Annotated in this window: 26 protein-coding genes; 12 read left to right on the top strand and 14 right to left on the bottom strand. The window is 71.8% G+C overall.

All coding sequences use genetic code 11. The annotated features are described in order from the left end of the window. Positions 1-2 precede the first annotated feature (2 nt). Positions 3-434 (top strand): SsgA family sporulation/cell division regulator, encoded by a 432-nt coding sequence (locus tag VAB18032_RS08730; protein WP_007457244.1) that lies wholly within the window; start codon positions 3-5, stop codon positions 432-434. A gap of 123 nt (positions 435-557) precedes the next feature. On the opposite strand, the gene VAB18032_RS08725 is transcribed toward VAB18032_RS08730, so the two are convergent. Next, the gene (locus VAB18032_RS08725; RefSeq protein WP_013732433.1) at positions 558-1334 is read right to left on the bottom strand and encodes a glucose 1-dehydrogenase; all 777 of its coding nucleotides are present in this window, start codon (positions 1332-1334) and stop codon (positions 558-560) included. A gap of 190 nt (positions 1335-1524) precedes the next feature. Here VAB18032_RS08725 and VAB18032_RS08720 point away from each other — a divergent pair, with 190 nt between their 5' ends. Beyond that, positions 1525-2415 (top strand): helix-turn-helix domain-containing protein, encoded by an 891-nt coding sequence (locus VAB18032_RS08720; protein ID WP_013732432.1) that lies wholly within the window; start codon positions 1525-1527, stop codon positions 2413-2415. A gap of 61 nt (positions 2416-2476) precedes the next feature. Then, positions 2477-2932, top strand: coding sequence for an RrF2 family transcriptional regulator (locus tag VAB18032_RS08715; protein ID WP_013732431.1), 456 nt, complete (start codon positions 2477-2479; stop codon positions 2930-2932). A 12-nt stretch (positions 2933-2944) separates the two neighbouring features. Here the strand turns inward: VAB18032_RS08715 and VAB18032_RS08710 are convergent, their stop codons facing one another. Then, on the bottom strand, positions 2945-3571 hold the full coding sequence (locus VAB18032_RS08710; protein ID WP_013732430.1) for a flavin reductase family protein: 627 nt from the start codon (positions 3569-3571) through the stop codon (positions 2945-2947). Positions 3572-3816: 245 nt separating this feature from the next. Here VAB18032_RS08710 and VAB18032_RS08705 point away from each other — a divergent pair, with 245 nt between their 5' ends. Then, positions 3817-3996: a DUF4236 domain-containing protein gene (locus VAB18032_RS08705; RefSeq protein ID WP_013732429.1), complete on the top strand. Its 180-nt coding sequence runs from the start codon at positions 3817-3819 to the stop codon at positions 3994-3996. A gap of 120 nt (positions 3997-4116) precedes the next feature. Then, entirely contained in the window at positions 4117-4620 is a 504-nt protein-coding gene (locus tag VAB18032_RS08700; RefSeq protein ID WP_013732428.1) for a potassium channel family protein, read from the top strand. On the opposite strand, the gene VAB18032_RS08695 is transcribed toward VAB18032_RS08700, so the two are convergent. Continuing rightward, the gene (locus VAB18032_RS08695) at positions 4595-5455 is read right to left on the bottom strand and encodes a hypothetical protein (RefSeq protein WP_013732427.1); all 861 of its coding nucleotides are present in this window, start codon (positions 5453-5455) and stop codon (positions 4595-4597) included. The two genes, VAB18032_RS08700 and VAB18032_RS08695, sit on opposite strands and share 26 nt — an antisense overlap. A 63-nt stretch (positions 5456-5518) precedes the next feature. Then, on the bottom strand, positions 5519-6040 hold the full coding sequence (locus VAB18032_RS08690) for a VOC family protein (RefSeq protein ID WP_013732426.1): 522 nt from the start codon (positions 6038-6040) through the stop codon (positions 5519-5521). A gap of 49 nt (positions 6041-6089) precedes the next feature. Here VAB18032_RS08690 and VAB18032_RS08685 point away from each other — a divergent pair, with 49 nt between their 5' ends. The 3 genes from VAB18032_RS08685 to VAB18032_RS08675 all read left to right on the top strand — a co-directional run bounded on the left by VAB18032_RS08685 (position 6090) and on the right by VAB18032_RS08675 (position 11043). Next, positions 6090-6551 (top strand): MarR family winged helix-turn-helix transcriptional regulator, encoded by a 462-nt coding sequence (locus VAB18032_RS08685; RefSeq protein ID WP_043723507.1) that lies wholly within the window; start codon positions 6090-6092, stop codon positions 6549-6551. 68 nt (positions 6552-6619) lie between these two features. Continuing rightward, on the top strand, positions 6620-8599 hold the full coding sequence (locus VAB18032_RS08680) for a tetratricopeptide repeat protein (RefSeq protein ID WP_013732424.1): 1980 nt from the start codon (positions 6620-6622) through the stop codon (positions 8597-8599). A gap of 221 nt (positions 8600-8820) precedes the next feature. Beyond that, positions 8821-11043 (top strand): HelD family protein, encoded by a 2223-nt coding sequence (locus VAB18032_RS08675; RefSeq protein WP_086011320.1) that lies wholly within the window; start codon positions 8821-8823, stop codon positions 11041-11043. A 94-nt stretch (positions 11044-11137) separates the two neighbouring features. On the opposite strand, the gene VAB18032_RS08670 is transcribed toward VAB18032_RS08675, so the two are convergent. Next, on the bottom strand, positions 11138-11539 hold the full coding sequence (locus VAB18032_RS08670) for a hypothetical protein (RefSeq protein WP_013732422.1): 402 nt from the start codon (positions 11537-11539) through the stop codon (positions 11138-11140). A 415-nt stretch (positions 11540-11954) separates the two neighbouring features. Here VAB18032_RS08670 and VAB18032_RS08665 point away from each other — a divergent pair, with 415 nt between their 5' ends. Then, on the top strand, positions 11955-12329 hold the full coding sequence (locus VAB18032_RS08665) for a hypothetical protein (RefSeq protein WP_013732421.1): 375 nt from the start codon (positions 11955-11957) through the stop codon (positions 12327-12329). 149 nt (positions 12330-12478) lie between these two features. Here VAB18032_RS08665 and VAB18032_RS08660 read toward each other — a convergent pair whose 3' ends face one another. Both VAB18032_RS08660 and VAB18032_RS08655 read right to left on the bottom strand, forming a co-directional pair. Next, positions 12479-13687, bottom strand: a complete 1209-nt coding sequence (locus tag VAB18032_RS08660) for a sporulation protein (RefSeq protein WP_013732420.1) — start codon at positions 13685-13687, stop codon at positions 12479-12481. A 217-nt stretch (positions 13688-13904) separates the two neighbouring features. Further along, positions 13905-15284, bottom strand: coding sequence for a cellulase family glycosylhydrolase (locus tag VAB18032_RS08655; RefSeq protein WP_013732419.1), 1380 nt, complete (start codon positions 15282-15284; stop codon positions 13905-13907). A gap of 359 nt (positions 15285-15643) precedes the next feature. Here VAB18032_RS08655 and VAB18032_RS08650 point away from each other — a divergent pair, with 359 nt between their 5' ends. Together VAB18032_RS08650 and VAB18032_RS08645 are read left to right on the top strand one after the other, a co-directional pair. Then, entirely contained in the window at positions 15644-16606 is a 963-nt protein-coding gene (locus VAB18032_RS08650; RefSeq protein ID WP_013732418.1) for a TIGR03557 family F420-dependent LLM class oxidoreductase, read from the top strand. Next, positions 16603-17460, top strand: coding sequence for an alpha/beta fold hydrolase (locus tag VAB18032_RS08645; protein ID WP_013732417.1), 858 nt, complete (start codon positions 16603-16605; stop codon positions 17458-17460). The genes VAB18032_RS08650 and VAB18032_RS08645 overlap by 4 nt, the downstream gene beginning before the upstream one ends. A gap of 176 nt (positions 17461-17636) precedes the next feature. Here VAB18032_RS08645 and VAB18032_RS08640 read toward each other — a convergent pair whose 3' ends face one another. The 7 genes from VAB18032_RS08640 to VAB18032_RS08610 all read right to left on the bottom strand — a co-directional run bounded on the left by VAB18032_RS08640 (position 17637) and on the right by VAB18032_RS08610 (position 23840). Then, positions 17637-18401 (bottom strand): hypothetical protein, encoded by a 765-nt coding sequence (locus tag VAB18032_RS08640; protein WP_013732415.1) that lies wholly within the window; start codon positions 18399-18401, stop codon positions 17637-17639. Positions 18402-18560: 159 nt separating this feature from the next. Next, on the bottom strand, positions 18561-19334 hold the full coding sequence (locus tag VAB18032_RS08635; protein WP_013732414.1) for an endonuclease/exonuclease/phosphatase family protein: 774 nt from the start codon (positions 19332-19334) through the stop codon (positions 18561-18563). Between the two features lie 6 nt (positions 19335-19340). Beyond that, positions 19341-20831 carry a phosphatase PAP2 family protein gene (locus VAB18032_RS08630; RefSeq protein ID WP_013732413.1) on the bottom strand — a complete coding sequence of 497 codons (1491 nt, stop codon included), beginning with the start codon at positions 20829-20831 and terminating at the stop codon, positions 19341-19343. Between the two features lie 106 nt (positions 20832-20937). Next, positions 20938-21954, bottom strand: a complete 1017-nt coding sequence (locus tag VAB18032_RS08625) for a YihY/virulence factor BrkB family protein (protein ID WP_013732412.1) — start codon at positions 21952-21954, stop codon at positions 20938-20940. Continuing rightward, the gene (locus VAB18032_RS08620; protein ID WP_043723499.1) at positions 21947-22951 is read right to left on the bottom strand and encodes a diacylglycerol/lipid kinase family protein; all 1005 of its coding nucleotides are present in this window, start codon (positions 22949-22951) and stop codon (positions 21947-21949) included. Before VAB18032_RS08620 ends, VAB18032_RS08625 begins: the two co-directional genes overlap by 8 nt. A gap of 74 nt (positions 22952-23025) precedes the next feature. After that, the gene (locus VAB18032_RS08615) at positions 23026-23604 is read right to left on the bottom strand and encodes a Clp protease N-terminal domain-containing protein (RefSeq protein ID WP_013732410.1); all 579 of its coding nucleotides are present in this window, start codon (positions 23602-23604) and stop codon (positions 23026-23028) included. Next, on the bottom strand, positions 23604-23840 hold the full coding sequence (locus VAB18032_RS08610) for an HTH domain-containing protein (RefSeq protein WP_013732409.1): 237 nt from the start codon (positions 23838-23840) through the stop codon (positions 23604-23606). The genes VAB18032_RS08615 and VAB18032_RS08610 overlap by 1 nt, the downstream gene beginning before the upstream one ends. Positions 23841-23972: 132 nt before the next feature. Between VAB18032_RS08610 and VAB18032_RS08605 the strand changes: the two genes are divergently transcribed. Beyond that, positions 23973-24797 (top strand): universal stress protein, encoded by an 825-nt coding sequence (locus VAB18032_RS08605; protein ID WP_013732408.1) that lies wholly within the window; start codon positions 23973-23975, stop codon positions 24795-24797. Positions 24798-24811 lie beyond the last annotated feature (14 nt).

Raw genomic sequence — 24811 nt, 5'->3', positions numbered from 1 at the left:
CCATGAGTGTCATCCGACCGACGACCGTTGAGGTCGAGACGTCGCTAAGGCTAGTCGCGCCTGACGCCACCGCCTTGCCGGTGCGTGCCAGCCTGCGCTACGACCCTGCTGACCCGTATGCGGTCCATGTCCTGTTCCATGCCGAATCGGCCGGCGGCGAGGCGGTGAGTTGGTCGTTCGCCCGCGAGCTGTTGGTCACCGGGCTCGACGAACCGGCCGGCATCGGCGACGTCCGGGTCTGGCCATGGGCCACTCCGCGCGGCGACTTCGTCGCGCTGGCGCTGTCGTCGCCGGACGGCAACGCCCTGTTCGAGGTGCCGCGCAGCGTGCTGGTGCGGTTCCTGCGGCGCACCTACGTCGTCGTCCCGCGCGGTCGCGAGGCCGAGCACCTGGACGTCGACACGGCGGTCAACCGGCTGCTCGCCGGGCGCTGACCACGACCCGAGCCAGGGCCGCGCAGACCTTCGGGGTCCGCGCGGCCCCAGCATGTCCGACGGTACGCGGACAGCCTCCCGCCATCGGCCACGCGACCCGGATCCCCCCGCCCGGTCGCCGGCTCAGCCGTGCGTGGTGATGCCTCCGTCGACCGGGATCACCGCACCGGTCAGGTAGGCGCCGGCCCGCGACGCCAGGTAGATCGCGGTGCCCGCCATGTCCTCGGGTCGACCGATTCGTCCCAGTGGTACCTGCGACTCGATGGCGGCCCGCGACCCCGGGTCGTCAAGCGCGAACGCCATCATCCTGCTCTCGAACGGGCCGGGCGCGATCGCGTTGACGGTGATCCGCTCGCCGGCCAGCTGGTGGGCCAGGCTGCGGGTCAGCATGTGCACCGCCGCCTTGGTCGCCGAGTAGGCGTACACCTCCATCGACGGCACCCGCAGGCCGTCGACCGAGCCGATGTTGATCACGCGGGCCGGGTCGTCGTCGGTGGCGGCGGCCCGCAGCGCCGGCAGCAGTGCGGTGGTCAGCCGGAAGACGGCCTTGACGTTGATCGCCCAGAGCTTGTCGAAGGCGCTCTCCGGGTACTCCTCCAGCGGTGCGCCCCAGGTCGCGCCGGCATTGTTGACAAGCACGTCGAGGGTGTCGACCCGCTCGCGTACCGTCTCGGCGAGCGCCTGCGCGGCCTCGTCGCTGCTCAGGTCGGCGGGGATCGCCTCGCACCTGCCGTACGCGGACAGTTCCTCGGCCACCGCCGCGCAGGCCTCCGCCTTGCGGGACGAAATGATCACGCGTGCGCCGGCCTCGACGAAGCCTCGGGCGATCATCAGCCCGATCCCCCGCGTCCCGCCGGTGACCAGGACCGTCTTGCCGTGGACCGAGAACAGATCGGTCATGCCCATCCTCTCGCAGGCCGGCCTGCCGGCCGGGATCGGCGACCCGTGCCCGCGCGAGCAGCACCGCGGCCGGGGCGCTATCGATCGGAACCTAGTCGTCGTGTCCGGCCACGACAAGCCGGTACGAGGACGCGGACGCGCGGGCCGGAGAAGATGCATACCGCTGGCGGGCGGGCTAACGTCGCTGGTGATGGTCGCTTCCGGTCACCTCTCCCCCGCCCGGCTCGATCCCACCGGCGAGATCGAAACGGTCACGCTCTGCAGCCTCGCGCCCGACCCACGGTGGCGCCGGCCGATGCTGCTCGACCGGGAGCTGATCGTGCTGGCCACCAGCGGTCACGGGTACGCCGAGGTCGATTTCCGCCCACTGCCGTGCCGGCCCGGCACGTTACTACGGGTACGGCCCGGCCAGGTGCTGCGCTGTGCCCTGCCCGACCTGGACGCCACGGTCATCCGCTGGCACCCGGAGGCGCTGCACGGGTTGGACGTCGCCGCCGACGACGGGCCGGCCTGGTTCCAGCTCGCCGGGGAGGACGAGGACGCGGTCATCAACGAGGTGAGCCAGTTGACCGTGGACGCCCGCCGGCACCGGGACACTCCGGCCGGTCGGAGCCTGCTGCGCCATCAGCTGAGCGTGCTGCTGCTGCGGTTGAGCATGCTGCCGAACGCCGACTGGCGACCCTCGCGTCCGGAGGAGGTCACCTACCACCGCTTCCGGCGTGAGGTCGAGATCGGGTTCTCGCACAGCCGTCGGGTCGAGGATTACGCCGACCGGCTCGGCTGCTCGGTGCGTACGCTCACCCGGGCCTGCCTGGCGGTGACCGGGCGCAGCGCGAAACAGGTGCTCGACGAGCGGGTGGCGCTCCAGGCCGGTCGGCTGCTCGCCGCCACCGACGAGCCGATCGCGCAGATCGGTCGACAGCTCGGCTTCACCGAGCCGACCAACTTCGGTCGGTTCTTCACCCGTGAGGTCGGGGTCAGTCCGGGCTCGTTCCGCGCCGCCCGCGACCAACGCGGGCCGGGTCCGATGGTCCGTCCGCGTACCCCGGTCGACGCCCGGACCGACAGTCACCAGGGGTGACGAACGAATTCGACCGGGCCCGGCGGCGCTGCCGGCGGGACGGATTGGGCATGATGGCAGGGTGCAGATCTCCGCGCGTGGCGACTATGCGGTACGGGCGGCGCTGAGCCTGGCGGCCGCGTACCCGGCACTGCTGTCCACCCAGACCATCTCCGCGGAGCAGGACATGCCGCGCAAGTTCCTGGAGGCGGTGCTGGCCGACCTGCGTCGGGCCGGTGTCGTTCGCGCCCAGCGCGGGGCGGAGGGCGGCTACGCCCTGGCCCGGCCGCCCCGGGAGGTGACCGTCGGTGCGGTGCTGCGGGCGGTGGAGGGGCCACTGGCCGGCGTACGGGGTCTGCGTCCCGAGGAGACCAGCTACGAGGGTGTGGCGCAGCACCTGCCCGGCTTCTGGGTGGCGGTCCGCGCCTCGCTGCGGCGGGTGGTCGACGAGGTGAGCCTGGCCGACGTGCTCAGTGGGCGGTTGCCCGCCCACGTGCGACGGCTGACCACCCAACCCGATGCCTGGGAGCCTCGCTGATCCGCACCACTGTCATCTGACAGCCGGCGTCGCCGTGGCGTAGCCGCCGGGCTGATGCAGCAGCGGGTCTCCGTCGACGCCGACGGAGAGCGCCAGCGGCTCGGCGACGACGAGCGTGTGGTCGCCGACGGGAATCCGGTGCACCACCCGGCAGAGCAGTCGGCCCAGCACGCCGGTCAGCAGCGGCAGCCCGAACGGACCGGCCTCCCAGTAGGGGTATGCGGCGAACGGGTCGACGCCGGGGGTGGCGAAGACGGTCGCCGCTTCGGTCTGGTTGGCGGCGAGCAGATGTACGGCGACGTGCTCGGCCCGGTCCAGCACCGGCGCGGTGGGCGCGGCGGTGTCGTGGCTGAACGACACCCGTGGCGGGTCCAGCGACACGGTGGTGAAGCTGGTCGTGGTGAAGCCGGCTCGTGGTGTCGCGCCGAGGCCGCCCAGGCAGGCGGACCGGTTGTTCCGGGCCACCGCGGTGACCACGGTGACCGTGCCGACCTGCTGCTGCCGCAGCCGGTCGAACAGGTCACCGTCCACCGGTCGCAACTGGTCGACGCGGTCCCGCCCGGCGGTGGTCACGCCGGTGTCGGTGTCGCGCCGCGGCAGGATGGTGTTGCTGGCGCGCAGAGGTGCGGGGTGTTGCATGAGGGGTCCTCTCCGGTGCGCGAGATCGAGCGAGCTCCCGGCACCATCAAAATCTGAGACAGATGCCGCCAGCTCCCCACAACATCGATCCAAGCAGCATCTACTGCTCGGCAAAACCCATCTGATAAATGGGATATTCGGGTTGCGGTGAGGCGACGGCCTCCACTGGAGACCAGCGGAGTTTGCGGCGTGGGCGTTACGGGCATCTTCGAGCGCGCAGGGGACGCGACGAAGGGAGGCCCGCAATGGGTCTGATGTTCCGCAAGCGCAAGAAGTTCGGGCCGCTGATCCTGAACTTCACCCAGAACGGCTTCTCGTCCTGGAGCATCAAGCTCGGACGATGGTCCTGGAACTCGCGGGCCAAGGCGCACAGGGTTGACCTACCCGGCCCGCTGTCCTGGAAACAGGACAAGTCTCAGGCGTGAGGTTTCGAGGTCGAGCGGGGCACCGGTCCGGTGCCCCGCTTTCCTGTCGGGTCTCCGTGTCCCGGCAGGGAAATGACCGATCGACCCGATGCGCGACCGGCCAAATCAGACAATGGAGAGATGAGGCAGAAACCGGACCATCCGCAGGAGTTTCGGCGTGCCGGGCTGGCCTGTGCCCTGCTGCTGGTGACCTACTTCGTCATACCGGTGGAGCCCGACTCCAACACCGCGCGGATCGGCGTACGCCTCGGCCTCACCCTGTCGATGGTGGGTGCGGTGGCCTGGCTGGTGACCAGCCAGGTACGTCGCCAACTCGTCGCCGGGCCGGCCCGGGAGGCCCGGTCGCTGGCGCACCTGGCGATAGCCCTGGTCGCCGGGCTGCTCGCCTTCGCCCTCGCCGACTTCGTCGTGGCCCGGGCCGCCCCGGCACAGTTCGTCGACCTGGAAACCCGGATCGACGCGCTCTACTTCGCGCTGACCACGTTGACCACCGTCGGCTACGGCGACGTGCACGCCGAGGGTCAACTGGCCCGAGGGCTGGTCATCGTGCAGATGCTGTTCAGCATCGGGGTGATCGCCACCGGGGTGTCCCTGGTGGTCAGGCAGTTGACCGGACGGCCGTGACCAGCACGTCGCCACCGAGGCGGCCCTGCTCCGGATCGCGGCTCACCTGCCCCGCGTCGAGCAGTCCGGTCAACGCCCGGACCGCGTCCGTCGCCCGGTAGGCGGTGTCGGTGACCGCGTGTCGGCGCAGTTCCGTGACCGTACGCGGGCCGTGCCGGACCAGTTCGGCCAGCAGCACACCGGCCAGCGGCGCGACGTCCACCGGCAGGTCGGCCCGCAGCGGCACGCCGTCCGGGTCGCGCAGCGCCGCCCCGGTCGCCCACACCGCCTCCTTGAGCGCCTCCAGGTTGCGATCCGAGCCGGTGCCGAACCCGATCCGCCCAGCGGGGTCGGCCAATTCCACCTCGGTCACCAGCGGGAACCCGGCGTCGGCCAGGGCCGGTCGCAGCGACGTGCCCGCGCCGGAGAGGACCAGCACCTCGGCGGGCCGGCCGGTCGCGGCGGCGGCGAGCGTCGCCGGGTCCAGCGCTCCCCCGGTGCCCAGGTAGGACAGGACCGGGGCACCGGCGGCACCGGCCGCCCGCAGCGCCACCGACAGTCGACCGGGAGCACCGGGCGCGCCCGGCATCAGGTGCACCGCCACCTGCGGCGGCAGCTGGGCCTCGACGGCACCGAGGCGGGCCGGCAGGTCTTCGGTGCCGTCGGCCAGCACCAGCACGGAGAGCCGGCAGCCGCGCAGCCGGTCGCCGTGCTCGCCGATCACCCGCAGCGCGATCTCGGCCGGGCGGGCGTCGTCACCGGCGTACACGATGGCGAGGGTGGCTCGCCGGGCCCGCTGGCACGCCCCGGTCAACCACCCACCCAGATACCGCTCCCAGACCCACAGACCCGCCACCCTCCCGTTCTACCCCACCGACCCCGGCCGCGGCCGGTCAGGGCCACCGACGAGGTGACGCGGTCAGGCGGGGACCGAGATGCCGACGCCGCCGCGGGTGGCGCCGCCGTAGCGGGCGATCTCGGCGGGCAGGTCGAGCCGGCCGATGCGGGTGCGGGCGGCGAGCGCGGCGTCATCGAGCCGGTCCGCCGGCACCAGCCAGACCACCTCGAACTCCAGCCCGTCGGGGTCGCGACCGTAGAGGCTCTTGGTGGTGCCGTGGTCGGAGGCGCCGACGAGGGCGTCCGCTGCGGTCAACCGGCGGGCGGTCTCGGCCAGTTCGTCGAGGGTGTCCACCTCCCAGGCCAGGTGGTACAGCCCGACGGTGGTGCGGCCGGCGGTCGAGGGGCGGGCCTGCGCGCCGAGGGCGAACAGGCCGAGGTCGTGGTCGTTGGTGGAGCCGGGTGCCTGGAGGAAGGCAGCGCCGTGGAAGCCCTTCGGGGTCATCGGGACCAGTCGGAAGCCCAGCACGTTGCGGTAGAACGCGACGCTGCGGTCAAGATCGCTCACGTAGAGCACGGCGTGGTTGAGGCGGTGAATTCCCATGTCACGACGGTAGCGCGATTTGGTTGAGCGTTCAACTATCGCGACTATGATGGCGGTCATGACCCGCTGGCTTGATCCGGACGAGCAGCGCACCTGGCGAGCGTTCCTGGCCGCCTCCCGCGCGTTGATGGACACCCTCGACCGTGAGCTGCAACGCGACGCCGGGATGCCGCACGCCTACTACGAGATCCTGGTCCGGCTCTCCGAAGCGCCCGAGCGTCGGCTGCGGATGAGCGAACTGGCCGACGCCACCGGCTCCTCCCGCAGCCGGCTGTCCCACGCGGTGACCCGACTCGAAGCGGCCGGCTGGGTGCGCCGCGAGGACTGCCCGACCGACCGACGTGGGCAGATCGCCCGGCTCACCGACGACGGTTTCGCCACCCTGGCCGCCGCCGCGCCCGGCCACGTCGAAGGCGTACGCCGACACCTGTTCGACGCACTCAGCCCAGCTCAGGTGGACCAACTGCGGCGCATCAGCGAGGCGCTGACCGATCACCTGAACCAGCCATGACCGGATCCTGACCGAACCGCTACGGCGCGGGACTTGTACATAACGTCGTCGGATGAGCACGATGGGGCGTGCCTTCCGGCTTCGGTGAACTGACTGATCAGGCTCACGACCTGGTCTCCGCCGGCGACCTCGCCGGCGCCCAACGGCTGCTCGCCGACGCGTTGACCGGCGCTGACCCGCGCCCGGCCCACGCGACACCCGAGCTGGCCGAGGCGGCGAGCCTGCATGCCCGCGTCCTGGTCGCGCTCGGCGAACCGCACTCGGCCCGGGGCTGGGCCGCCTTCGCGTACGCCGCCACCACCGGTCTGCACGGCCGCTCCGACCCGCGTACGGTCGCCGCCGCCGCGACCCTCGCCGCGGTGCTGCACCGGGTCGGCAGCTGGTCCCGGGCCGCCCGGCTCTACCAGGAAGTCATCATCGAGCTCACCGCCACCGACGGCCCCGAATCCCTGCGGGTACTGGCCGCGCACGCCGACCTGGCCACCGTGGAGTACGCCCGCGGCCAGTGCCAGGTCGCCCGCGACCGCCTGCAGGACGCCTGGGAGCTGCACCGCGAGGTGTACGGCGACGGCCACCCGAGCGGAATCAAGATGCTGGCCCGGCTCGGCTCCATGCAACGCGACTGCGGGCAGTTCAGCGAGGCACACGACAACCTCGCCCTCGCCCGCGAGCTGAGCCGCCAGCACCTGGCCCCGGACGACCCGCTGACCGCACAGGTGGCGGCCCTGGCCCGCGCCGCGGCCAACCCGGATCACGTCTGCGCCGACAACCCGCCGGTCAGCAACGAGGACCCGGTCGTGCCGGCCGCCCGCACCCCACCGCCGGGCGACACCCCACCGGCACCACAGTGGCCGATCGACCCACCGGAGAGCGCCACCGTCCCGCCCACCACCGCCCCGCCTGCCGACGGCCCGGCCGCCACCGTCTCGCCCGCCGACAGTCCGGCCTGGCCCACTGACGGTCCGGCCTGGCCCAGCGGGGAGTCGGGGTGGCCGGCGGAGCAGGATCCGGCGACGGCGCACCCTTCCGCCGAGGAACAGCACCCGGTCGAGGGCTACCACCCCAGCCACGGGTACCACCCGGGGAGCCCACCACCTGCCGGCGCAGCCTCGCCGGTCCCCACCCCACGCCAGCCCGCCGAGGGCCCGGCCGGGCCACCGGACGACTGGTGGACGCCACCGGCCACCGACCAGCACCCCGACCGGGACCGATACCCGGACACCGACCGGGACGCGTACGCCGATACGTACGCGGACACCGCCCGCGACCCGTACTCGGACACCGCCCCCTACTCGGACACCGCCCCGGATCCGTACAGCGACCGGGATCCGTATGCCGCGCCGGACCCGTACCGCACCGACCGGGACGCGTATGGCGCGCCGGATCCGTATGCCGACGAGAGCGGGCCGACGGCGGGGCCGGCCGATCCGTACGCCGATCGGAGCACCTCGATCCCGCCGAGCGTGGTGGGCCTGACCGGGCCCGCGCCGCAGGCGCCCGGGGTCTACCGGCTGCGTCGGGTCGACGAGCCGCCGCAGTCCGGGCCACCGTCGCGGCTGCTCCCGGTGCCGGTACGCCGCGCCGCCCCGCCCCCGCGCCAGCCCAACCGGATGGTGCCGATCGTGGCCGCCGGGGTGGCCGTGGTGCTGCTCGGTACCGCCGCGGTCATCGCCGGCATGTCCCGGCTCGACAGCGGCGCCGACCCTGGTGCGCCCGCCACCAGCGGCGCCCCGGGCAGCACGCCGGTCACCACGGCACCGCAGGCGTCCGTCTCCCCCGGCGCCCCGCCCACCGGGCTCGCGTTGCGCGACAACCGGGACAGCGTGACGTTGAGCTGGGAGTACCCGGCCGGCAGTGAGGGGCCGGTGATCGTCTCCGGTGGCCGGGCGGGGCAGCCACCCAGCCCGTTCGCCGATCTGCCCGCCGGCACCGACAGCTTCGTGGTGTACGGGTTGAACCGCAGCCTCGACTACTGCTTCACGGTGGCGGTCGCCTGGTCCACCGACGTGGTGGCCCGCTCGGAGCAGGTCTGCACCGACCGTAGCTGACGGTCACCGCCGTGGCCGCGCACGCGTTGATGTGACGGCCACCCGCTGACTGGTTTCATCAGTGCCCGGCGCGGTATCTTTATCCGTTCAGGCAACAAAAAAGAACGGCGATAAAAGCCGTTCCTATCTCGAAGGCTAGCCAATTGGGAGACGGATTGTCAAGGCACTCCGACGGTTCGCCGTCCGACGACGAGATCGGCCGCGAGCAGGAGTACGTCTCGATGCTCTACCAGCGCCTGGACGGCCTGCGGGAGCAGGCGTCGCAGCGGCTGACCGAGGAACTGCGGGTGACCGGTGGCACATTGCAGGCCCGTTCCCAACGCGACAGCGCGGTACGGATGTACGCCGACCAGGTCGAGCAGTTCTCGGCGGTGGAGAACGGTCTGTGTTTCGGCCGGCTGGACACCGACGACGGCGCGCGCCACTACATCGGCCGGATCGGCATTTTCGACACCGACGGTGACTACGATCCGCTGTTGATGGACTGGCGCGCCCCGGCCGCCCGCGCCTTCTACCTCGCCACCGCCGCCAACCCGCAGGGCATCCGGCGGCGGCGGCACCTGCGGACCCGACAACGCAAGGTGATCGGCCTCAACGACGAGGTGCTCGACCTGAACACCGCCTCCCCCACCGCCCATGAGGAGTTGACCGGCGAGGCGTCGCTGCTTGCCGCGTTGAACGCCGGTCGTACCGGGCGGATGCGCGACATCGTCGAGACCATCCAGGCCGAGCAGGACCGCATCATCCGTGCCGACCTGCCGGGGGTGCTGGTCGTGCAGGGTGGCCCCGGCACCGGCAAGACGGCGGTGGCGCTGCACCGGGCGGCGTACCTGCTCTACACGTACCGGCGGGAACTGTCGACCCGGGGCGTCCTGCTGGTCGGCCCGAACCTCACCTTCCTGCACTACATCTCCCAGGTGCTGCCCGCGCTGGCCGAGACGGGCGTGCTGCTGCGTACCCAGGCCGATCTGTTCCCGGGGGTGAACGCGCGACGCGCGGAGCCGGCCACTACCGCGGCGGTCAAGGGTCGGCCGGTGATGGTCGAGGTCCTGACCAACGCGGTACGCGACCGGCAGCGGGTCCCCGACGAGCCGCTGGAGATCGAACTGCCGCAGCGGGAGATCCTCGTGCTCGATCCGGCGACCGTGCAGGCAGCCCGCGACCGGGCCCGCCGCAGCGGTCGGCCGCACAACCTGGCCCGCGCCGTGTTCGACATCGAGATCATCCACGCGCTGGCCGACCAGGTCGCCGAACGCATCGGCGCCGACCCGCTCGGCGGGGAGAACCTGCTCGAGGAAGCAGACCTCGCCGAGATCCGCCGGGAGCTGCGCGAGGAGCCCGAGGTACGCGCCACCCTCGACGAACTGTGGCCGGTGCTCACCCCGCAACGCCTGCTCGCCGACCTGTACGCCGACACCGACCGGATCGCCACCGCCGCGCCGATGCTCACCGCGGACGAGCGGGCCGCGTTGCACCGCGAACCGGGCGGCTGGACCCCGGCCGACGTGCCGCTGCTGGACGAGGCGGCGGAGTTGCTCGGCGAGGACGACCGGGCCGCCGCCGCCCGCCGGGAACGCCTGCGCGCCCTGCAGCGCGAGTACGCCGAGGGTGTGCTGGAGATCGCCCGGGGCTCCCGGTCGATCGACGTGGAGGACGAGGCCGACGGCGGCGAGATCCTCGGCGTGACCGACCTGCTCGACGCCGACCAACTGCTCGAACGTCAGGAGGAAGCCGACCGGCTGACCACCGCGCAGCGGGCGGCGGCCGACCGGTCCTGGGCGTTCGGCCATGTGATCATCGACGAGGCGCAGGAACTCAGCCCGATGGCCTGGCGGCTGCTGATGCGCCGCTGCCCGAGCCGGTCGATGACCATCGTCGGTGACGTGGCGCAGACCGGCGCGCTGGCCGGCACCCCGTCGTGGGCGCAGGCGTTGGCGCCCTACGTGGCCGACCGGTGGCGGCTGACGGAGCTGACCGTCAGCTACCGCACCCCTGCCGAGATCATGGCGGTCGCGGCGGAGGTGCTGGCCGAGATCGACCCGACCCTGCAACCACCCCGCGCCGTACGCTCCAGCGGCCGTACGCCTGTCGCTCGCCGCGCCCCGGCCGAGAGGCTGGCGGCGGAGCTGGTCGAGATCGTCACGGCGGAAGCCGCCGCACTCACCGACGGACGCCTCGGCGTGATCGTGCCGGCCGGCCGCGTCGACGACCTCGGCGCGACGGTGACCACGGCGCTTCCCGAGGCCACCGTCGGCGAACAACCCGACCTGGAGAGCCGGGTGGTCATCCTGACCGTCGCCGAAGCCAAGGGCCTCGAATTCGACTCGGTCATCGTGGTCGACCCCGACCAGATCGTCGCCGAGTCCCCCCGGGGCCGCAGCGACCTGTACGTGGCCCTCACCCGAGCCACCCAGCACCTGACCACCCTCACCCCTACCCCCTGACCCACCCCGCCCTCGGTCGATCATGAGGTGGCGCGATCTCCACGTCGCCGCCTCATGATCAGTGCCGTGGGGCGGGGTGGGTGGGGTGGGTGGGTCAGTCGAAGTTGCCGACGTGGGTGGCGGGGGTCGACTGGTCGCTTGTGGAGCCGCCGCGTGGCGTGCTCAGGCCGCCGGTGGTGGCGTCACCCGTGGTGGTCGGTGCCACCTTGCCCCGGTGACGCTCCGGCTGGCGGGCCACCCGCCGTACGCTCGCCGGACCGGCCGTGCCTCCGGTGGTGGTGATCGCGCCCTGTCCGCGGGTCGGACCGCCGTCACGCAGCACGTTGGGGTCGATCGGCACCTTCGCCGGATCGTCCGGGTCATCGCGCTGGATGGCACTGTTCACATCGGTGGGCGGCACCGTCACCTCGTCCAGCGCCCCCTCGCCGTACACGCCGGCGGTGAGCCGCTCCTCGGCCCGACGGGCAGCGTCCTGTCGCAGGTCGTCCTCACGCATGATCCATCACCTCGCTCACGTGTCGATCCCTGAAGCGTGCCCGGTGACCGCCCAAACAAACCCCGCCCCCGCTGGCCGCACAGCGTCCCCACCCGGGCCCAGGCGGATGATCGCGCTCGATCCGGGATTGAGTGGTGTCCAGACAGCCCCGAAGCCACTCGATCCCATATCGAGCAGAGGAGCGAATCGGACGGTGGGAACAGGGGACGCGAGGTGGGACCGGACATTCGGCCGAGCCGGCGCGGTGTGGGCCATAGGTGGACGCGGGACGGGTCTGGCCGGCGGATCCGGGGTTACTGCTGTCGAGCCACCGGGTAGACCCGTCGTGCCCCCGCCAGTACGCGAACCGTGCCGTGGCCGAAACGCGGTAGCGGGGCGAGGGATCGCAGGACTCATCGCATCCTGAGGAGGACAGATGAGCACGCAGGCTGCATCCACCAGGCCGATGAACCGTCCGGCGCAGGACGTTCAGCATCGTCAGGCCATGCAGGACATGCCCACCCGGCAGATGCCGGCGTACGACGGTCATCGGGAGCCGGCGCAGGCGCCCGGTACGGAGACCAAGCAGTCGTTCCTGACGACGGAATTCTGGATCTACGCGGCGGCCGTGGCTGCTGTGGTGATCGCAGCGTTCTGGCGAGGCACGACGGCGAACGGCCTGAACCTGAACAACCCGGGCCAGGCGTGGTTCTTCATCACCCTGCTGACCCTGGGTTACCTGGGTAGCCGTGGCCTGGCCAAGGCCGGTAGCCCCAAGCGTTCGGGCGAGGAGCGTAAGCGGGGGCGTTGATCGGGAAGCCCCAGCGGGCGTGTCAGACAGCCCCAGCGGGCGTTGAGCCCCGAGCATGACGCACGGTGGCCCTCCGGGAACGATCCCGGAGGGCCACCGTCTGCTGTCGGCTGACCTGCACCCCGGTTCGACCGGGACGCCATCGGCTCCTAGAACTCCTCGAAGCCGCCGAAGTCGCCGCCGAAGTCCTCGCCACCGAAGTCACCGGCGGCCTCGGCGATCTGCTCCTCGCCACCTTCCAGGGCGCTGCCGATCATGTGACCGGCGACCATGCCGCCCATGGCGCCGAGCGCCGCGCCCGCGACGATCCCGCCCATGCCGGGGCCGCTGCGGTGGTGCTGCTGCGGGTGGCCGTACTTGTTGGGCGGGCCGTATCCGGGCGGAGCACCGTAACCCTGCTGCGGGTAGCCCTGCTGCGGGTAGCCCTGGGCGGCGTGCGGCGCCGGGTAGCCCTGCGGCGGGTAACCCTGCGGTGGCACGCCCTGCGGCGGGTAGCCGGGCGCGCCGCCGTAGCCCGGCTGCGGACCGTAACCCTGCGGCGCGCCGTACCCGGGCGCAGCGAAGTGCTGGCCGCGCATGCTGCCGTACCGTCCGACCGTCTCACCCAGCCAGCCGTCCACGACCTGCACCCAGTCCGGCCGGTCGGCCTCGGCGTGCGAGACCTGGTACCGGCCGAAGACGTCGTGACCCGGGTTGAGGAAGCCGCCGCGCTTGTCGCACTCCAGCACCACGTCCACGCCGTGCGGGTTGGTGACGAAGGTCAACTCCAGCTCGTTGATGGTCTGCGCGTACTGCGGCGCGGCGAAGAACTCGATCTCCTGGTAGAACGGCAACGTCTGCTGTACACCGTGGATGCGTCCACGCTCCAGGTCGGCCGCCTTGAACCGGAAGCCGAGCTGGAGGAACGCCTCCAGGATGCGCTCGTGCACCGGCAGCGGGTGCACGCTGACCTGGTCGAGGTCGCCCTTGTCGACCGCTCGCGCGATGGACAGCTCGGTGCGCAGCCCCATCGTCATGCCGCGCAGACGCTGGCCGTACACGTCGGTGATGGGGGTTTCCCAGGGCACCACCAGCTGGAACGGGATGGAGAGCTGCTGCTTGGGGGCGAGCTGGAACGCGCCGCTGATCGGGTGCCGGTGGAACTCCATGACCCCGGCGTACTCGCTGTCGCCGCTCTCGATCTCGACCCGGGTGACCAGCCCGACGGCAAGGTGCTCGATGTTCGCCGGGGCGTCTCCGCCGATCAGGTTGACCTGGCCGTCGAGGGTCTGCCCTGGCCGGGTATGCGGATTGGCCAGGACGGTGTCCACACTGGGACCGCCCACCCCGAGCGCGCTCAACATCTTCTTGAAGACCATCGGTACTCCCGCTGGGGTCTGGTGCCCGGTCTCCCTTGAGGAGCGGACGCTGACGCTGGCACCCTATCGACTGCCGCTGTGAGGTCGCTGAAAACCGACACGACACACAGCAGAAGCGGTCGGTACAGCCCCACCGGGCGCGGCGGTCGGCGGTGTTGCGGTGTCGGGAGCAACCCCTCCGGTGGCCGGGTCCGGGTGGACCCGGCCACCGGGGTCGTCAGCTCGCGGTGCAGGTCACCGTGGGTACGGAGTTGGTTCCGGCCCAGCCGCCGATGAAGCCGAAACTGGTGCTGGCACCGGCACCGAGCCGGCCGTTGTAGTCGACGTTACGGGCGGTCACCGTCGAGCCGCTGGTGCTGACGGTGGCGTTCCACGACTGGGTCACCGACTGGCCGTTGGCGTACGTCCACCGCACCGTCCAGCCGTTGATGGCGCTGGCTCCGGCGGTCACCCGTACGTCGCCCTGGAAGCCGCCCTGCCACTGGTTGCTGATCGCGTACGTGGCGGTGCAGCCGGCGCTCGGCGGCGGGCTGCTCGGGGGCGGCGAGGTGGGGGGCGGCGAGGTCGGCGGCGGAGTGGTCGTGGGCGGGGGCGAGGTCGGCGGCGGGAGCGAGTCGTAGACGCTTGCCTGCCGCGAGGTCTGCCGGATGCCGTTGGTGCCGTTGAACAACCGCTGTCCCCAGCTGGTCAGCTGGTTCGGGTTGAAGTTCGTGGCCATGTCCAGGTATTCGACGCCGCCACCGTTGCCGCTCCACGACCAGCCCAGCCAACCGATCCCGTTGGCCTGGGTGTACGACAGGATGGCGTCCTCGTCGGGGTCGCCGTCGGAGTGGTAGTGGCCGAATTCGCCGACCACGATCGGCAGCTGTCGACTGCGGAACCGACCCAGGTAGTCGCTGATCTCGGCGGCGGTGTCGAAGACGCCGTACATGTGGATGGAGAAGACGATGTTGCGGGCCGGGTCGGCGTTGAACACCGTCGGCGCGTTGTCGCGCATGGTGAAGGACCAGTCCTGACCCCAGTTCGGGCCGTCCACCATGATGGTGTGGGTCAGGCCCGCGTTGCGCAGCCGCCGGATCGCGTTGCTCGTGTCGGTGGCCCAGGACGAGTAGTTCTGGTTGCCGTACGGCTCGTTGCCGATGTTGACGATGACGAACCGTTCCTGGCCGTTGAGCGCGCTGGCGATGCTGAGCCAGTAGTCGACCGCGCGATCGAGGCTGACCGCGCCGCTCTGCTCGCCGTAGCCGGTGGTGTCGTGCACCTCCAGCACGCAGATCAGCCGGTTGGCCTTGCAGAGCTCGATCACGTTGCGCACGTCGTCGGCGCTGTTGCGGGTCCACCGGTCGCCGCTGGAGAGCACGACTCGTACGGTGTTCGCGCCGAGCGCCTTGATGTTGGCGAAGGAACTGGTCTGGTGGGTGTACCAGGTGTGCGCGTGGTTGACCCCGCGCATGATGAACTCGTTGCCGTTGGCGTCGTAGAGTTTGCCGCCGCTGACCGTGAAGCCGGAGGCTGCCTGCGCCGACGGGCCGAAGGCGAACACTGCGGCGACGGTCGCCAACAGGATGGCGCCGACGCCCGCGAATAGCTTTCTCATGGTCTTCCTCGCATGAGGTTTCTCCCCCGTGCCCAGGGGGTGATGAGTGACGGGTGGCGGCTGCAGCCCGACAGCCGCGGAAGCAGGGCCCGGCGAGGCGGACATCAGCGTAGGCCGATGAATCGATGGAAAGCAACCGGTTCAGTACGCCTAGCGAACCGCACCGCCCCCGTGACTGCGTACAGGACCGAGCTGTCACGGGGGCGGCCATCCCCACCACAGGGCACGCGGCAGGTCAGCACCTGAACCGGTTCAGGTCAACGGTAGGCAGGGGGCCGGTGGGCGTCAAGCATCGGCGAGGGTTGACACGTGCGGACCGGGGTATCCGGAACGGGCCACCCGGCCCGGAAGGAGACACCATGGTCAACATCGGCTACACCCTGATGTGTGAACAGGCAGGCCCGAAGGAACTGGTCGACTACGCGGTACGGGCCGAGGCGGCCGGTTTCGACCACATCGTCACCTCCGACCACTACTACCCCTGGCTGGAGTCACAGGGCCACTCCCCGTACGCCTGGTCGGTGCTCGGCGCGGTCGCCCACGCCACCTCCCGCGCGGAGCTGATGTCCTTCGTGACCTGCCCGATCCGCCGCTACCACCCGGCTGTCGTGGCGCAGAAGGCCGCCACCATCGGGGTGCTCTCCGACGGACGGTTCACCCTCGGCCTGGGCGCCGGGGAGAACCTCAACGAGCACATCGTCGGCGCCTGGCCGCACGTGCAGCAGCGGCACGAGATGTTCGAGGAGGCGTTGCAGATCATCCGGCCGCTGCTGGGCGGTGAGACGTTGACCTTCTCCGGCAACCACTACGACGTGCCGGACGCGTACATCTGGGACCGGCCCGACGCTCCGGTGCCGATGGCGGTGGCCGCCTCCGGCCGACAGTCGGCCACCCTCGCCGCCGAGTACGGCGACGCCATGGTCGCCACCGACCCGGAGGCGCGCCTGGTCGAGATGTACGAGCAGGCCGGCGGTGCCGGACGACCCCGCTACGGGCAGGTGGCCATCTGCTACGGCCCGGACGAGGCGGAGTGCCGCAAGATCGCCCACGACCAGTTCCGCTGGTTCGGGCTGGGCTGGAAGGTCAACACCGACCTGCCCGACAACGACGCCTTCGAGGCCGCCACCCGCAGCGTCCGCGAGGAGGACGTGGCAGCCGGCATCTCCTGCGGGCCGGACGTGGACAAGCACGTCGAGGCGTTCAAGAAGTTCGTCGACGCCGGGTTCACGCACGTGGCGCTGGTCCAGGTCGGCGGCGACAGTCAGCCGATGTTCCTCGACTGGGCGCAGGAGCAACTGCTGCCCCGCCTGCGCGACCTGTGAGCACCGGGGCACCGGGTCGGGGCACGGCGAGCCGAGCCCCGCTGCGCCTCGCGCTCGCCGCACCGGCCGACGCGGCCGGGCTGACCAGTCAGTGGCGACACGTCGACGGGCTCCGCACCCACGTCCGACGCAGCGTCGACGCACCGCCCGGGACACCGGTCCTGCTGGTGCACGGGCTGGCCGTGTCGCACCGCTACCTCACCCCGCTGGCCGTGGCGCTGGCCGACCACCACCCGGTGTACGCGCCGGACCTGCCCGGCTTCGGGCTCAGCGCCCACCCCGCCGAGGCGTACGACGTACCTCGGCACGCCGACCACCTGGCCGCGCTGCTGGCCGCGTACCGGCTGCCGCCGGTGTGCGTGTTCGGGCACTCGTTCGGCGCGGAGGTCGCCGCCGCCCTCGCCGTACGCCATCGACACGCGGTACGCGCCCTGGTGCTCGCCGGACCGACAAGCGATCCGCGGGCCCGGTCCCGGACCGGCCAGCTCCGCCGCCTGCTGCTCGACCTGCCCCGGGAGGCGCTGTGGCAGGCCCCGGTCCTGGTACGCGACATCGCCGACGCCCGCCCACGGCGGGTGTGGGCCACCCTCTCGCACTCGGTCCGCAACCGGATCGAGGACGACCTGACCCGACTCACCGTCTCCACCCTGCTGCTGACCGGTGCCCGGGATCCGATCGCACCGCCGGCCTGGCGGGACCGGGCAGCTGCCCTGGTGCCCCAGGTCCGTACCGTCTCGGTGCCGGGCGCGGCACACAATGTCGCCAGCACCGCCCCTCGCCAGGTCGCCGAAGCCGTCCGGGCTCTGCTCGACGACCGCGTCCTCGACCGACTCGACACGCTGACGAACAGGTGAACCCATGCGTATCGGCAACACGGAGATCCGACCCGCTGGTGGCGGCCTCGGCTGCCTTCTGATGATCCTCGTTTCGATCGTCGCCTCGATCGTGCTGACCGTCCTGCTCAACCTGGTCCTCTGACCGTCCCGCTCGCCTGGTCGGGCGACCGCCCCGCTCGGTGGGTGGCCGTCGCTCAGCGGAGCAGGCCGAGGGCGAACAGCGTCTTGCGGATCTCCCGCCCGACCGGCTCCAGGACGCTGGTCCGCAGCCAGCGGGCCGGCGCTACGACGGTGAATCGCCAGACGGCGCGGATAGCCCGGCCCACCGGCACCACCATGTTCCGCCACAGCCAGCGGGTGGCCAGCCAGAGTGGACGCAGGGTCAGCGCCCAGCACCACCACAGGATCCGGCCGGACGCCCACCAGGCCCAGGACAGCGCCGCGCCCAGGTGCCCGCCCACGACCACCAGCCACCGGCCCACCTGCTGCCAGGCCGGGGTGAGCACCCGTACCAGCCAGGTCACCGGCACCCAGACCAGGTAGTACAACGGCACCCACACCAGGGTGTGGAACAGCCAGGCCAACCCCCGCGCGCACCAGCGCAGCGGGGGCCACAGGACGTGGTGCCACAACCAGACCAGGCCCTGCCACAGCCAGGTCAGCGGCAACCAGACCAGGGTCTGCCACAGCCACCCTGCGGCGCGGCCCAGCCAGAGCAGCGGAATCCAGATCAGATGCTGCAACAACCACCCGAGTGGACGCAGCAGCCACCGGTCCAGGAACCGGCCCGTCGGGGCCAGTACCCAGCGGTACAGTCCTTTGCCGACGGCCGCCAGCAGCTCCCAGGCCAGCCGGAACGGCAGCACCATCACCAGCACCACGCCGCGCGCGAGGACCCCCACCACCGACGGGTCATCGTCGCCGTTGTCGCTACGCCGAACCGGCGACGATGAATCCATCACAGCCGGCCACCCTAGCCCTCACCCACAACCCTCACCCTCCCCTGCCCTCTCGCCCCAGCCCACCCCAGCCCCAGCCTTGTTGGTCAAGGGGTTCTGGTCATGACAGGCCGGGTCGGTAGACCAGAACCTCGTGATCGACAAGGGCAGGGCGCGGGGTCAGGTGGGGGTTAGGGAGAGGGTGGTCAGGAGGGGGTGGTGGTCGGAGGCCTGGTGGGTCTGGGGGGTGCGGAGGACGTCGACCGTCAGCAGGTGGGTGGCCAGGGCGGGGGTGGCGAGGAGGTAGTCCAGGCGCATGTCCGAGAATTCGGCGCCGGCGTAGCCGGTGGGCACGGTGGGACCGGCGGCCGCGCCCAGGTCGACCAGGCCGGCGGCGAGCAGTCGGGCCACCGCACGGGTGTCCGGGGTACGACCGTCCCGGCGCAGGTGACGGCGACGGTACGTCTCGGGCAGCCGGGCAATCTGTTCGGCGTGTTCGGCGTACGGGTCGAGGGTGTTGAGGTCACCGGCGAGCAGCGCCAGGCCGCCGCGGGCCCGGCGCAGCGCGGCGGCCGCCCAGCCGGCTTCGATCAGGCGGCGTCGACCGGAGTACGGATAGAAGTGGGTGCTCAGCACGGTCAGCGGGCCGGCGTCGGTGCCGATCGTGACCCGTTGGGCGCCGTGGTGGAACGGGCGGCGGACCGGCGCGGCGGCCAGCACCGGCCAGGTGGGCCGGACCAGCACCGCGACCGGCTGCCCGAACCAACTGCCCGCCACATAGGGCCGCAGGCCCAGCCGGGCGGCAAAGGCGGTCACGTCCAGTCCTCGCAGCTCCTGCAGGGCGAGCACGTCGGGGCGGGTCTGCGCGATCACCCGCAGCAGCGCGTCGCGTCGATCCGGGCCACCGGAGTCCCGGCCGCCGTTGCGGACGTTCCAGGTGAGCACCCGCAGCACGGCGGATCAGTCCGCCCGACCGGCCTTGGCCAACTCGTCGTCGAGGGTGTCGACATCCTCGGACTCGATTGTCGGCTGGTTGCCTTCGTAGACGTCCTCGTTGGGTCGCAGCACCCAGTACAGCAGCCCGATCCACAGGCCGGTGAGCATGATGGCGCCCATGAAGTCGGTCGGGTGGTGCATGCCCCGGTACATCCGGGAGACCGCCACGCCGACCGGCATCACCACCGCCGACACCACGAACAGCCACCGCCACCACCGGTCGGTACGCGGAAAGACGATGACCGCGATGGCGACCCACAGGCACAGGGTGGCCGCGATGTGGCCGGACGGGAAGGATGAGGTCGGCATCGGGCCGTCCAGGTTCTCCACCGGCGGGCGCGGGCGGTCCACCGCGGCGGCGGAGGCGAGGAAGAGGGTCAGCTCGCCGAACATGGTCAGCGCCACGAACAGCACCGGCCGCCAGCGCCGCCAGATGGCCAGCACCAGCGGGCAGAAGATCATCGAGACGAGCAGGATGGCGTGGGTGTCGCCGAACTTGCTCCACCACCAGCTCAGATCGTTGAGCGCCGGGGTCTGCCGGGCGGCGAACCAGGTCGGCACCACCTCGTCCCAGGTGGCGAGGAAGGTGCCCTTGGCGTGGTAGCCGACGAACGTGCCGAAGGCGTACAGCGCACCGAAGACCAGCACCCAACCGACGATGATCTCGGCGATGCCGGCTCGGGCGTGCGGCAGCAGCTTCTCCTCGTCCGGCGCGGGCGCCACCTCGTGTGCCGCCTCCGGTTCCAGTCCCTCGGTCAGCGGCGCGGCCGGGCGTCCCCGCTCCACCCGCCACAGGCGGAAGGCGTACGCGGTGACGCCGAGCCAGGCCGCGCCGAGCAGCCAGGCGCCGATCACGTCGGAGAGGAAGTGCACGCCGAGTGCGATCCGGGTGAAGCCGATCAGGAAGACCACCACACCGACCGCGACCATCGCCGGCTTCCGCCAGCGCGGCGCCATCGCCGGCAGGAAGACCAGCAGCAACGCACCGTAGGCCACCATCGACCCGAGCGCGTGGCCGCTGGGGAAGCTCTGGCCGGCGTACGACCCGATCGGCGTGGCCACCTCGGGCCGCAACCGGTCCACCAGGGTCTTGAGGGCCGGGTCGAGGATCAGCGCGCCGGCACCGGTGACGATCACGAAGACGGCGAGCCGGCCCTGCCGCCGGATCAGCAACCCCACCACGGCGACGGTGACCAGCCAGACGATGACCGCTCGACCACCCAGATCGGTGATCGCGTTGAGCACCGTGACCAGCGGGCCGATCGGCGAGACCCGAGCGTTGAGCCACTGCGCCACACCGTGGTCGATGTCGTACAGCGGCGACCACTGCACGCGGACCAGCACCAACACCAACCCGAAACCGACCCCGGCACCGAGTACGAGCGCCAGGCCGGCGAGCGTACGTTCGGTGAAGTGTCCCAGGGGTCGACGCAGTACGTCCTTGACCGCGCCCACGGCAGCCTCCTTCGCCTCTGGCGTGCCGCTGTACCCGGTCGATGTGTCGCGTACACCCGTCGCGTGTCGTGTACACCCGGCGCGTCGGCGGGTCGGCTCGTTCGGGCTACAGGGCGGTCATCTCGCCGGTGTCGAGCAGGTCGTCGCGTTGTGCCTCGGGCTGCCACAGGTCCGGCTGGGCGGGCTCCGGTACGCCGATGCGTACCGCCTCCAACTGGGCCGCGAACGCGAGACCACCGAACAGCGCCATGCCGGTGAGGTTGGCCCAGAGCAGCAGCGCCATGATCCCGGTGAGTGCACCGTAGGTCTGCCCGAAGTCCGCACTGAACCGGACGTACCCGGCGAGCAGCAGGCTGGCCAGCCACCACAGCACGGTGGCGATGCCGGCGCCGAAGAACAGCCAGGACAGGCCGGGTTGGTGGCGTCGGGGCGCGTGCCGGAACAACACCGCGACGGCGAGCACGGTCAGCCCGAGACTCAGCGGCCAGCGGATGACGTCCCAGCCGGTGGCGGCCACGTCGCCCCAGGCGTAGTGCCGCTGCACCGAGTCACCCATCGGCCCACCGCCGACCAGGATCACGAAGCCGGCCAGCGCCGGCAGACCGGCGGTCACGGCGAGCACGGCGGCCCGCAGGTACTTGCGCAACGCCGGTCGGTCCCGTTCGACGCCGTAGATCCGGTTGGCGCCGCGTTCGATCTGCGCCATGGTGCTGGTCAACGCCACCAGCCCGGTCATCAGACCCAGGGTCAGGGCCACCTCGCCGATGTCCTCGGCCCGTTCGGCACCGGCCCCCTCGCCGTCGCCGAGCAGCTCGGCGACCACCTGCTCACTGGCACCCGGCGTCAACGCCAGAACGGTGTCGGCGACCACCTCGCCGCCCTCGGCCGCACCGAGCTCGGCGATCAGCCCGGTCAACGCGATCAGGAACGGCACCACGGCCAGGCAGAGCTGGAACGCGAAGGCCCGGGAGTGGCTGAACCCGTCGCCGTAGCGGAACCGGGTGAAGGCGTCCCGCAGCAGGTGCCAGCCGCCCTCCCGGCGCAGCGTCTGCCAGGCGTGGTCGGCGCAGAGCTGCTCGTCGGACATCAGCCGGGTCTCCGGCACCAACTTGGTACTACTCATGACCACTTCTCTCGACGAGCTGTTCACCTCGCTCGGCAGCGGCTTCAGCGTCGTCGGTGAGGTCGGGGGCCTGCTCGGGCCGGGGTACGCACAGCCACAACGCGCGGCGGTGGATCTGCGCCTGCAGGGTGGTCCCCGGCTCGATCAGGTCACCGTCGAGTTCGCGGGGTTGGGCCCGGTTGCTGGTGATCTCGACCCGCCGGGCCCGGAACTCCTCCATCCGGGGCACCCGGTCGCGGCGGCGCAGCACCCCCCAGCCGAGGGCGAGCCAGTGCCGCAGCGTACGCGGGCTGAGCACGGCGATGTCGAAGTAGCCGTCGTCGGGCGCGGCCTCGGTGAGCAGGGTGACCCCACCTTGGAGCCGGCCGACGTTGGCGACCAGCACCGAACGGGCCCGACGGGTCAGCGGCGGCTGGTCGTCCAGCCGGATCGACACCCGCATCGGCCGGTCCCGCAGGTGTCGCACGGCTCCCACCACGTACGCCGGCCAGCCGATCCGTCGTTTGGTGGTCTCGCTGGTGGCGGCGAGCATCTGCGCGTCGAAGCCCATGCCCGCCATCACCGCGAAGTGCTGGCCGTCCACCTCGCCGACATCGAGCAGCCGGCGACCGCGTTCCACGGCGACCGCCAGCCCGGCGGCCAGGTCGGTGGAGAGTCCGAGGTTGGCGGCGAGCAGGTTGCCGGTGCCCTGCGGCAGCACGGCGAGCGCCACCTCGGTGCCGACCAGCGCGCTGACACAGGCCCGTACGGTGCCGTCGCCGCCGCAGGCGAAGACGACGTCGACGCCGGCGGCGACAGCCTGCGCGGTCTGGCCCCGACCGGGGTCGTCGATGGTGGTCTCGTACCACAGGGGTGCCGGCCAGCCGGCGGTGGCGAGGGTGTCCGCCACGGTGTGGCGCAGCGCGTCGAGGTCGTCCACCTTGACCGGGTTGACCACCACCGCGCTGCGCAGCGACCGCGTCTGCCGTCCAGCTTCCACGGCGTCAGTGTGCGCCATGGTGCGGGGTTCGGCGACCTGGCGGCGAGTGGGCAGGTTCACCCGGCCGACGCGTTTGGATCGCGCCGAAGAACTCAGGCGGCGGTACGCAGGGCGGCTTCCACCCGGCGACGGGTGTCGGCCAGGTCGACGCCGGCCTCGGCGAGGACCAGCGCGCCCAGTCCGCTGCCCTCGCGCAGCAGGCCGAGCAGGATGTGTTCGGTGCCGATGTGCCGGTGACGCAGCCGGATCGCCTCGCGCAACGACAACTCCAGCACCTTCTTCGCCCGGTGCGAGAACGGGCCGCCCGGCCGCTGGCGGCGGCCCCACCGGCGTCGTGGCGGCGGTACGGCCTCGCGCAGCGCGTCGGGGCCGAAGGATTCCTCGATCCGGGCCACGATGGCGGCCAGGTCGATGCCGATCTCGCGCAGCGCGGCGGCGTCGGCCTCGGCCAGCCCGGTGCTGCTGGTCTCGGTGTGTCGGCGGATGCGCGCGCGAAGGTCGTCGGCGGTGACGCCGGCGTCGCGCAGCACCCGGACGGCGAGGCTGTCGCCGTCGGCGAGCAGGGCGAGCAGCAGGTGCTCGGTGCCGACGGGTCGTTGCCCCTCGGCCCGGGCCTCGTCGCGGGCCTGGCGCACCAGGGTGCGTGCCCGGTCGGTGAACCGTTCGAACATCACGCCTCCCAGGAGGATTCGACCGCCGGACGCCCGGCGTGCTTCTTGTGGACCGCCTGCCGGCTGACCTCGAGCGCGTCGGCGATCTCCTGCCAGGACCAGCCCTGTCGTCGGGCGTTGTCCACCTGGACCACCTCCAGTCGTTCGAGCAGCCGACGCAGTGCGCGGACCGCGCGCAGGCCGACCCGGGGATCGGTGCTGCCGGCCGCAGCGGCGAGTTCGGTAGCCTGACTCATGCTGTCAACTTACATTGACAACGCCCCGTCGTCAACCAATGTTGACACCCAGTCTTCCGATCGCGCCCCTGAGCAGCACCGCCACGACTAGCCTCGTACGCAGGTCAGGCGGGGACAGGGGGTGAGGTCGGGGTGGCCTCAACCAACGACGCGCCGGTGCTGGCCGGCATCGGTCCGGACGACGCCCTGCCGGTGGCCCGGGTGGCCGCGCGGGTGGCCGCCGGGCACGGCTGCGGCGTACACCTGCTGCACGCCTTCAACTGGGCGGCGATGGCGGCGCCGGCGGTCTCCGGTTCGCGGGCCGACGCCGAGCGGCTGATCGCCGAGGCCAGCGAGGCGGTCCGGCTCAGTCAGCCGAAGGTCCCGATCACCACCGAGATCGTCGAGGGTCCGGCGGTGGCGAACCTGGTACGCAAGTCCGAGTCGGCCTTCCTGGTGGCCGTCGGCGACGGCGGGATGGCCCACTGCGACAGGTGCATCCCGGCGGACAGCCCCGCGGTCCAGGTGGCCGCCCGCGCCGACTGCCCGGTGCTGGTCGTCCGGCGGGAACCACCGCCGCAGGGGCCGGTGCTGGTGGGCGTCGACGGGTCGGCCTCCGCGGAGACCGCGCTGGCCTGGGCCGTCGCCGCCGCCAAGGAACTGCAGGCCCGACTGATGGCCGTGTGGGTGGTCGACACCGACGACGCCATCGAGGCGGCCACCCAGCGGCTCGGCGACCTGGTGGCCCGGGTGAGCGCCGACGAGACGGCCGTCGAATGCCACGTCGTACGCGGTGAACCCGGCTCGGTGCTTGTCGACCAGTCCCGGTCGGCGCAGCTGACGGTGGTTGCCGCCCGCGGCGACGAGCCGTGGCGCGGCATGCTCGGCGCGGTCAGTCAGGCGGTGCTCTACCACGCCCCGTCACCGGTGATCGTGGTGCGTGGGGTGACCGGCGGACCGGATGCCGACGGGTCGTGACACCCGGGCGGGCG

This window comes from Micromonospora maris AB-18-032 (genome assembly GCF_000204155.1).
In the GTDB taxonomy this organism is placed as follows: Bacteria; Actinomycetota; Actinomycetes; order Mycobacteriales; family Micromonosporaceae; genus Micromonospora; species Micromonospora gifhornensis.
Note: the sequence above shows the minus strand (reverse complement) of the source record. Positions and strands in the feature narration are given on the sequence as shown.